The sequence below is a fragment of the Butyrivibrio sp. FC2001 genome (assembly GCF_000424125.1).
GTDB lineage: Bacteria > Bacillota > Clostridia > Lachnospirales > Lachnospiraceae > Butyrivibrio.
Genome location: NZ_KE384135.1, coordinates 118,827 through 127,557 on the forward strand (window position 1 = coordinate 118,827; position 8,731 = coordinate 127,557).

Below are 8,731 nucleotides of genomic sequence, written 5' to 3' on the forward strand. Positions count from 1 at the left end.
GCTGCATTCTGTTTATTCTGATTAGTTCTTTTTGTCAAGCTTCTCACGGGGTATCTCAACCATGATATAAGCTTCAACTACGTCGCCTACATTGATTGAATCAAAGCCCTCGAATACAAGACCACACTCATATCCGTCCTTAACTTCCTTAACGTCATCCTTGAAGCGCTTAAGTGAAGCAAGGTCACCCTCGAAGATCTGCTCGCCGTCTCTGCTGATACGAACCTTGCAATCCTTCTGGATCATACCGTCAGTTACGATTGCACCTGCGATGTTACCGAGCTTGGAAGCCTTGAACAGCTGACGAATCTCAGCATGCCCGATAACCTTCTCCTCGTAAACAGGAGCAAGCATACCCTTCATGGCATATTCAACATCCTCGATTGCCTGGTAGATAACCTTGTAAAGTTTGATCTCAACACCTTCGTGCTCAGCAGTGCTCTTAGCAACAGCATCGGGACGAACATCGAAACCGATGATGATAGCATTTGAAGCTGCAGCCAGTGATACGTCAGACTCTGTGATCGCACCAACACCGCCGTGAATAACCTTTACAACAACCTCATCGTTAGAGAGCTTAAGAAGACTTGCCTTAAGTGCTTCTACACTACCCTGAACGTCAGCCTTGATGATAAGGTCAAGCTCCTTGAGCTTACCTTCCTCAATCTTGGAGTAGAGCTCATCAAGAGACATCTTAGCCTTTGTCTCTTCGATAAGATCCTTCTTCTGCTGCTGGAGGTATGTATTAGCATACTGCTTAGCTTCCTTATCGCTCTGGTGTCCAAGGAATACCTCACCTGCTCCGGGTACATCTGAAAGACCAAGAATCTCAACGGGCTGTGAAGGACGAGCCTCTTTAAGTCTCTTACCCTTGTCATCTATCATTGCACGAACCTTACCTGAGCAAGCACCTGCAGAAATGAAATCACCAACATGAAGTGTTCCCTTCTGTACAAGTACGTTAGCAACAGGCCCACGGCCCTTATCAAGCTTAGCCTCGAGGACAAGACCTCTTGCCTCACGGTTCGCATTAGCCTTAAGCTCAAGAATATCTGCTGTAATAAGGATTGTATCAAGAAGTACATCCATGCCTTCGCCAGTCTTAGCTGAAACGGGAACAAACTCTGTTGATCCGCCCCAATCTGTAGCGATAAGGCCGTACTCTGTCATCTCCTGCTTAACTCTGTCAACGTTAGCGCTGGGCTTATCGATCTTGTTTACAGCAACGATAATTTCAACACCTGCAGCCTTAGCGTGGTTTATAGCTTCGATTGTCTGAGGCATTACACCGTCATCAGCTGCAACTACGAGAACTGCGATATCTGTAGAGTTAGCACCACGCATACGCATAGCTGTGAAAGCTTCGTGTCCGGGTGTATCAAGGAAGGTGATCTTTCTATCCTGAACCTTGATCTGGTAAGCACCGATACGCTGTGTGATACCGCCTGCTTCCTTGTCAGTTACGCTTGTGTCACGGATAGCATCAAGAAGTGATGTCTTACCATGGTCAACGTGACCCATTACGCAGACTACCGGAGGTCTGGGAGTAAGAAGGCTCTCATCCTCCTCTTCCTCCTTAAGAAGCTCTTCGATAACGTCTACCTGAACTTCCTTCTCACAGATGATATCGTAATCAATTGCAATGTTCTCAGCATCTTCGTATGAGAGCTCAGAGTTAACTGTCACAATCTGTCCAGCCATGAAAAGCTTCTTAATGATAGCTGAAGGCTGAAGCTTCATCTTATCAGCAAGCTCTTTGATAGTAAGCTTCTCGGGGATTGTGATAACCTTGATCTGCTCCTCGGGCTCCTCTACCTTCTTAACCTCAGGCTTAATGAAACGACCAACCCTCTTACTTCTGGGCATCATCTCTTCATTCTCTTCATAGATATGATCCTTCTTGGATCTCTTATCCTTATCCTGAGTAGAGCGTCTCTTACCTTCGCCCTTACCGCCTTCATTTATAGGAGCTGCATCAAAGCCGCCTCTGTCCTTGCTCTTGGAGAAGTCCTTACCTTTTCCGCCCTGAGGACGATCATTGCCGGGTCTTCCCTGAGGCCCCTGTCCGGGTCTTGCTCCGCCAGCACCCTGACGAACGTTACCCTGACCTGCTCTGCCTCTGTCATTCTGAGAGCCTCTCTTGAGCTGTCCGCCCTGCTCTCTGTTATCTCTGTTGTCTCTGTTGTCCCTGTTGTCTCTGTTGTCTCTGTTGTCCCTGTTGTCGTTCCTGCGGTTCTCTGTACCACGGTTATCTCTCTGCTCTCTCTGAGGTGCAGCTGCAGCCTTAGGTGCTGCAGGTGCCTGAGCAGGAGCTGCAGGCTTCTTAGCGGGCTCAGTCTTGGGAGCTGTCTCTGCAGCCTTAACAGGCTTCTGAGGTGTCTCCTGATACTTCGGGATCTCTGTATTATATGACTCAAGCTGTGAAGGAGCTGTCAAAGGCTTGATAGGATGATACACATTCTGTGAACGGGCAAATGTTCCCTGCTTCTGTCCTCCACGGTTGTCGCGGTTCTGATTATGATTCTGGTTCTTGTTCTGTCCGCCACGATTTGCGTTATTCTGTCCATGGAAATTGCCGCTCTTGGAATTGTTAGGGTTTGTTACAAAGATGATATTCTTCTTCTTTTTAACAGCGCCATCTCCCTCGGGCTTTTTCTTCATGGGCTTCTTATCTCCCTTTTTTTCATCGGACTCGGGAGCTGTCTTGGACTTTTCCTCCTTAGCAGGAGCATCTGACTTGCTCTCGGTTTTCGCATCGGCTTTGCCGCTTCCGAAGTGTTTTCTTACCTTCTCCGCATCCTCATCTTCAACGGAACTTGTTGATCTTTTTGCAGCTTCAACACCCTGATCATGCAGGTATGTTATAAGCTCCTTACTTTCAACACCAAGCTCCGAAGCGAGTTCGGATATTTTAATTTTCGACATTCGTATTTCCTCCGTACTATTCATCTACGCGTAAGTTCTTCTGAAAGCTTTTTGCAAATCCGTCGTCCGTGATCGCAATACTCGTTCGAACTTCCTTGCCGATCGCATGTCCCAGTTTTTCCTTATCCCCAAACATGTAAAACGGCACTTCATAATAATCACATTTATCCCGGAATTTTTTGCTTGTATTCTCTGAGGCATCATTACTTACGATAACCAGACAAGCCTTTCCGCCTTTTATGGCATTCTCAACTGAGAACTCACCGCTCACCAGTTTTCCTGCCTTTTGACATAAGCCGAGCAGAGAATAAATTCTATTTTCATCCATTTATCTCAAGCTCCTTCTTCAACTGTTCCAGAGTCTCCTCCGGAATTACAACCTTAAGTGATCTCTCAAGGCCTCTTTTCTTTATTGCCTTTTCCAGGCATTTGCTATCCTTGCATACATAAGCGCCTCTTCCGTTGGCACGTCCCGAAGGATCAAGATGAATCTCTCCCTCAGTATCCCGGATCACGCGGATAAGCATTGCTTTTTCCTTGCTCTCTCCGCAGCCGACGCATTTTCGCATAGGTTTCTTTTTTTCCATAGCCATCCTTTTAACTGACCTTCATTGCAGAATCGGGATTACTCTTCGTCCTCAGCAGCCTCAGCATCTTCCTCAGCCTCGTACTCCTCTTCAGTGTACTCTTCCTCGGAATACTCGCCCTCTTCGAACTCTTCACCCTCTTCGTACTCTTCGCCTTCGTAATCTTCCTCGTCATCCATGTAGTCCTCGATACGGAATCCGGGAGCATCCTTAGCCTGGGTCTCACTCTTAATGTCAATCTTGTAGCCTGTAAGACGAGCTGCAAGTCTTGCGTTCTGTCCTTCCTTACCGATAGCAAGTGAAAGCTGGTAATCAGGAACTACTACCTTTGCGCTCTTTTCATCAGGATCAGCGAAAACTGCAACGATCTTAGCAGGTGAAAGAGCATTCTGAATAAGGTTACCGGGGTTCTCATCCCAGTTAACGATATCAATCTTCTCGCCGTTAAGCTCATCAACGATAAGGTTAACTCTGCTTCCGTTGATACCTACACAAGCACCTACCGCATCAACGTTAGGATTGTTGGAGTAAACAGCAATCTTGGTACGGTTTCCTGCCTCACGGGCAATGCTCTTAATCTCAACTGTACCATCCTGGATCTCAGCAACCTCCTGCTCGAAAAGTCTCTTAACAAGATCAGGGTGTGTACGTGATACAAGGATTCTGGGTCCCTTGTTTCCGTTTCTAACCTCAAGGATATATACCTTAATACGCTCTGTGGGGCGATAGTGCTCAGTCTTAACCTGCTCGTTCTCATTGAGCATTGCATCTGCCTTACCAAGGTTGATGCTGATATTCTTACCAATGAATCTCTGAATCACACCTGTAACGATGTCGTGCTCGTGCTCATAATATTCGCTGTAGATAGCATCCTTCTCCTCCTCGCGGATCTTCTGAAGGATAACGTTCTTGGCATTCTGAGTTGCGATACGGCCGAACTCCTTGGAATTAAGTGAAACAGGCACGATATCACCGATCTGAGCCTTAGGATCGATCTTGTGTGCATCATCAAGACAGATCTCAAGAAGAGGATCCATTACATCGTCCTCAAGCTCGACTACCTCTTTATCAGCAAAACATCTGAAATCGCAAGTATCACGATCAACTTCAACGCGGATGTTCTCTGCTCTGCCAAAGTTATTCTTGCAGGCAGTGATAAGGGAATTCTCGATTGCATCGAACAGTGAATCTCTGCTGATGTTCTTCTCCTTTTCAAGTAAATCGAGTGCGTCCATCAATTCTTTACTCATAGTATTTTTCTCCTTGATCTATGAAAGTTTATCAATTAACCATTTTTATAAAAACATTGGATCCGTATTAGAAATCCAACGTAAGCTTAACGCTTGAAATTTCTTTTCTAATAAAAGTGATGTCGTTGCCGGCATTCTCTATGGTAATGCTGTCGGCATCGAAGCTCTTGAGCTTGCCGGTGAACTCCTTGGTTCCATCCATGGCTTTGTAAAGCTTCACATCAACGTCCTGTCCAAGGCTATTCTCAAAATGTCTGTCCTTTTTAAGCTGTCTGCCAAGTCCCGGGCTGCTGACCTCCAGGGTGTATGCTTCCTCAATGAAATCGTGCGCATCAAGTGCATCTGAAAGTGCATGGCTTACGTCGACACATTTGTTGATATCAACTCCGCCGTCCCTGTCAATGTATGCCCTTAAATACCACTCGCCCGCTTCCTTGACGAATTCCACATCATAGATGCGAACCTCGTTCTGCTCTGCGATAGGCTTAAGAAGGGCTTCTGTCTTGTTTTCGATCTCTTCTCTTCTTGACATTGCAGTCCTCTCAATATAAAAACAATTACGAAATGTCATAGAAAAAGTGGGCTCTTGCAAGCCCACTTTCAGTCTGTTCTATTTTTAGTTACATCTGTAATATAGCACCACAGGTGCATTTCGTCAACCCCCCAGAGGGTTAAAACAGGCATTTCGCCTTAAACTGCCGCTTATCGGTCGCAAAAAAAGCCTTTATTTACAGTTTTTTTATAAATTCATCATAGGCTTAACGGTTCTCTCAACGGCTCTGAGCATCGCATAGGTAATGAATGTATCGATGGGAAGCATGATCGCGTTCTTTAAGATTCTTCCGGGAAGCATTACCATGATAGCCTGATCGTAAAGGATCTTGAGCCAGAGTGAATTAAGGCCCACATTTACAAAAACGCTTACGATAAGGTGAGCGATAAATACTCTTACCAGTGATATCTTCTTCTTATAAAAAGCGAAGCCGTAGATTATTCCGCCAAGGGCTGCACTTATTGTAAAGCCGGGGAAGAAATCTCCTGTAGGCTTGATGAACCACTTAATGATATCAAGTGCCGCACCGAAAATAGCTCCAACCGCAGGTCCAAAGAGACAATCCACAACCTGATTGGGAAGGCCCGAAAAGCCGATGCGGATGTACTGTCCGATATTGATGGTTGCCACATAGCCGAGAACTACTGCTATCGCTGCCATCATTCCACAGAACACCACGTTCCTGAGCTTCTTGAACTCAGCAAGAGAGCCCATCCATCTGTTTACATTGATACTGCCGTTTACTTCTGCTGTTACATTTTTCTGCATAAAAAACACCTCCTATGCATTCCACGGTATGCACAAGGAGGTGTATGAATTCATAACACGTTCAATATGCTACAGTGGGAACCGAATCCGACATCGCGGTTGCCCTTCGTCCGTCTGGCAGTCCCTGTCCAGATGGCACTTAAGAAATTGCAACGAATACTTCTGCAATTCCTAACGCATCGAATTCTACTCTGCTTTTTGTTAGTTACGAATTTTATTATAACGATACTTTTCTTATCGTCAATAACATTTTATAAAATTAAATTATTTTATCAAAAGTTTCAGCAAGTGCAGGATAGATTGTCTTGAACTGCTGATATCTTGCTTCATACTTAGCAACGAGCTCAGGATCGGGCTTCTCTGTCTTATCAACCTTAACGATTGCTGCAGCTGCTTCCTCTACACTCTTGTATGCGCCACATGCTACCATTGCAAGCATAGCGCCGCCCATTCCTGGGCCTTCCTCACATGCGGGAACATCTACTTCTATATTGAGGATGTTCGCGATCATCTTTCTCCAGAGAGGACTCTTGGCACCACCACCGCAGATCATTGTGCGCTCAGGCTTAACACCGATGCTCTTAGCAACTTCATACATATCTCTTGTAGCAAAAGCAACGCCCTCAAGAACTGCCTGGCTCATGTCATCTCTTGTGGTATCCATTGTGATACCTGTGAAGGTTGCGCGGGCATTCGGGTTGTTCCAGGGAGATCTCTCACCCATGAGGTACGGAAGGAAGAACACATGATTCTCACCAAGCCTCTGAATACGACTCTGCTCTCCTGCGTAATCCTTGGTATTAAGGATGCCATCCATCCACCACTTGTTGCAGCTTGCAGCGCTGAGCATGCATCCCATGAGGTGGAAGCTTCCATCTGCATGGTCAAATGAATGAAGTGCATTGTTACTGTCTACTGCGAAATTCTTGGAAGACATGAAAATAGTTCCGCTTGTTCCAAGTGAGATATTACATCTGTTGTCGCCTACAGTTCCTGTTCCAACTGCAGCTGCTGCGTTATCGCCTGCACCTGCTGCTATAACTACACCGCTGTTAAGTCCAAGCTCTGCTGTAAGCTCAGGATTAAGCTCACCAACCTTCTCATAGCTCTCATAGAGCTTAGGAAGCATATCTGTTGTGATGTCGCAAAGCTTGCACATTTCCTCAGACCACTTGTGGTTCTTAACGTCAAGAAGGAGCATTCCTGATGCATCAGAATAGTCTGTGCAGAAGGTTCCTGAAAACTTATATGCAAGATAATCCTTGGGAAGCATTATCTTCTTGATCTTCTTGAAGTTCTCAGGCTCATTCTCCTTAACCCAGAGGATCTTGGGTGCTGTGAAGCCTGCGAATGCAATATTTGCAGTGTACTCAGAGAGCTTATCCTTACCGATCTCGTTGTTGAGGTAATCAACCTGCTTCTGAGTTCTGCCATCGTTCCAAAGAATTGCAGGACGGATAACGTTATCATTCTCATCGAGAATTACAAGTCCGTGCATCTGTCCACCGAAGCTGATACCTGCAACCTGAGACTTATCTACGTCCTTAAGAACTTCCTTAAGGCCCTCAACTGCCTGAGCATACCAGTCCTCGGGCTTCTGCTCTGACCAGCCGGGATGAGGGAAATATAAAGGATATTCCTTTGTAGCTGTGCCATGAATTTTGCCTGTCTCATCCATGAGAACAAGCTTTACTGATGATGTTCCTAAATCTACACCTATATAAAGCATATACAACCTCCCATTAATTATTTGTTTTTGCTTTTTACTTTCTTTTATAGACCATAAAGTCACAATGATAATTATAAATGTTTTTTATAAGAGGTGCATCACACTTTTTGCTCTTTAATCACTAATTATTGCAGATTGGTTGGGCTTCTGTTAGGTTCTTTCAACAAATCAGCCTTATGCTACGTGTATACTAATTGTTTATATCTTTTTACGCGAAGGTTTATGCCATCGCGCGAGCACGGCTACGCGCATTACTTTGGATTTGTGTAGTTTAACGCGTAGTATTCCCCCTTGGATAGGGTCTAGGCTACGTGTATTACTTTGGTTTTAGGTAGCTAAACGCGTAGTGTTTCCCCTTAGATAGAATCCAGTTTACGCGTATTGCTTAGATTTTGCGTAGTTTAACGCGTAGAACTTCCGCTTTTGAATGGATCAGGCTACGCGCATTACTCCGATTTTTGTGCTCTTTTCGCGTAATGACACCATATATGTTGCCCGTATGTTGGCATATATTCCCCTATATTATGGCATTTAACCTGGCATTTATTTAAGAAGTTAAATTTTTTTCAAAAAAGGCTTGCAATTATTCCGGAAATATAATCCTGTCTTTGACAGTTCAACAACAATAAATAACGCCGAAAACCTTGAATCATCTGGCTTTCGGCGTTATCTTTGTGCTTCTTGAAATATAGTAATATTACCTTTGCTTACTCTGTTTTTCTATTGTTCTCATATCAGCTTTGGTGATGAATTCGTAGTCAGTTCTGAATCCGCATGTTCTGTGGAGAGCATCAGTCAGTTTGTCTCGAACATAAGTAGGCATGTATCCCTGACCTTTTATGTCTGCAAAATTCATAGATTTTAATTTATCCAGGATTTCTTCACAGGTATACTTGCTTTCAAGCTGCTTTTCCAATAA

7 protein-coding genes, 1 pseudogene and 1 riboswitch are annotated in these 8,731 nt (G+C 44.8%); all 8 genes and pseudogenes read right to left on the reverse strand.

From position 1 onward, the window contains the following. Positions 1-21: 21 nt before the first annotated feature. On the reverse strand, positions 22-2,925 hold the full coding sequence (gene infB / locus G601_RS0120635) for a translation initiation factor IF-2 (protein WP_081673656.1): 2,904 nt from the start codon (positions 2,923-2,925) through the stop codon (positions 22-24). A 16-nt stretch (positions 2,926-2,941) separates the two neighbouring features. Further along, positions 2,942-3,253 (reverse strand): L7Ae/L30e/S12e/Gadd45 family ribosomal protein, encoded by a 312-nt coding sequence (locus tag G601_RS0120640; protein WP_026493380.1) that lies wholly within the window; start codon positions 3,251-3,253, stop codon positions 2,942-2,944. Then, positions 3,246-3,512 carry an RNase P modulator RnpM gene (gene rnpM / locus G601_RS0120645; protein ID WP_330364525.1) on the reverse strand — a complete coding sequence of 89 codons (267 nt, stop codon included), beginning with the start codon at positions 3,510-3,512 and terminating at the stop codon, positions 3,246-3,248. Before rnpM ends, G601_RS0120640 begins: the two co-directional genes overlap by 8 nt. Before the next feature lie 38 nt (positions 3,513-3,550). Continuing rightward, positions 3,551-4,762 (reverse strand): transcription termination factor NusA, encoded by a 1,212-nt coding sequence (gene nusA, locus G601_RS0120650; RefSeq protein ID WP_026666464.1) that lies wholly within the window; start codon positions 4,760-4,762, stop codon positions 3,551-3,553. A gap of 67 nt (positions 4,763-4,829) precedes the next feature. Then, the gene (rimP, locus tag G601_RS0120655) at positions 4,830-5,294 is read right to left on the reverse strand and encodes a ribosome maturation factor RimP (RefSeq protein WP_026493377.1); all 465 of its coding nucleotides are present in this window, start codon (positions 5,292-5,294) and stop codon (positions 4,830-4,832) included. Positions 5,295-5,501: 207 nt separating this feature from the next. After that, complete coding sequence (locus G601_RS0120660; protein ID WP_026493376.1) at positions 5,502-6,083, reverse strand: folate family ECF transporter S component; 582 nt, start codon at positions 6,081-6,083, stop codon at positions 5,502-5,504. A 70-nt stretch (positions 6,084-6,153) separates the two neighbouring features. Beyond that, a riboswitch (THF riboswitch) is annotated at positions 6,154-6,279 on the reverse strand. Positions 6,280-6,342: 63 nt separating this feature from the next. Further along, complete coding sequence (xylB, locus tag G601_RS0120665; RefSeq protein ID WP_026666465.1) at positions 6,343-7,812, reverse strand: xylulokinase; 1,470 nt, start codon at positions 7,810-7,812, stop codon at positions 6,343-6,345. Positions 7,813-8,509: 697 nt separating this feature from the next. Further along, positions 8,510-8,731, reverse strand: a pseudogene (locus tag G601_RS0120670) (IS1634 family transposase); the annotation flags it as partial.

Coding starts and splice junctions, on each gene's coding strand:
- G601_RS0120640 (WP_026493380.1), bottom strand. CDS start 3,253: ATGGATGAAAATAGAATTTATTCTCTGCTCGGCTTATGTCAAAAGGCA.
- xylB (WP_026666465.1), bottom strand. CDS start 7,812: ATGCTTTATATAGGTGTAGATTTAGGAACATCATCAGTAAAGCTTGTT.
- rimP (WP_026493377.1), bottom strand. CDS start 5,294: ATGTCAAGAAGAGAAGAGATCGAAAACAAGACAGAAGCCCTTCTTAAG.
- nusA (WP_026666464.1), bottom strand. CDS start 4,762: ATGAGTAAAGAATTGATGGACGCACTCGATTTACTTGAAAAGGAGAAG.
- infB (WP_081673656.1), bottom strand. CDS start 2,925: ATGTCGAAAATTAAAATATCCGAACTCGCTTCGGAGCTTGGTGTTGAA.
- G601_RS0120660 (WP_026493376.1), bottom strand. CDS start 6,083: ATGCAGAAAAATGTAACAGCAGAAGTAAACGGCAGTATCAATGTAAAC.
- rnpM (WP_330364525.1), bottom strand. CDS start 3,512: ATGGAAAAAAAGAAACCTATGCGAAAATGCGTCGGCTGCGGAGAGAGC.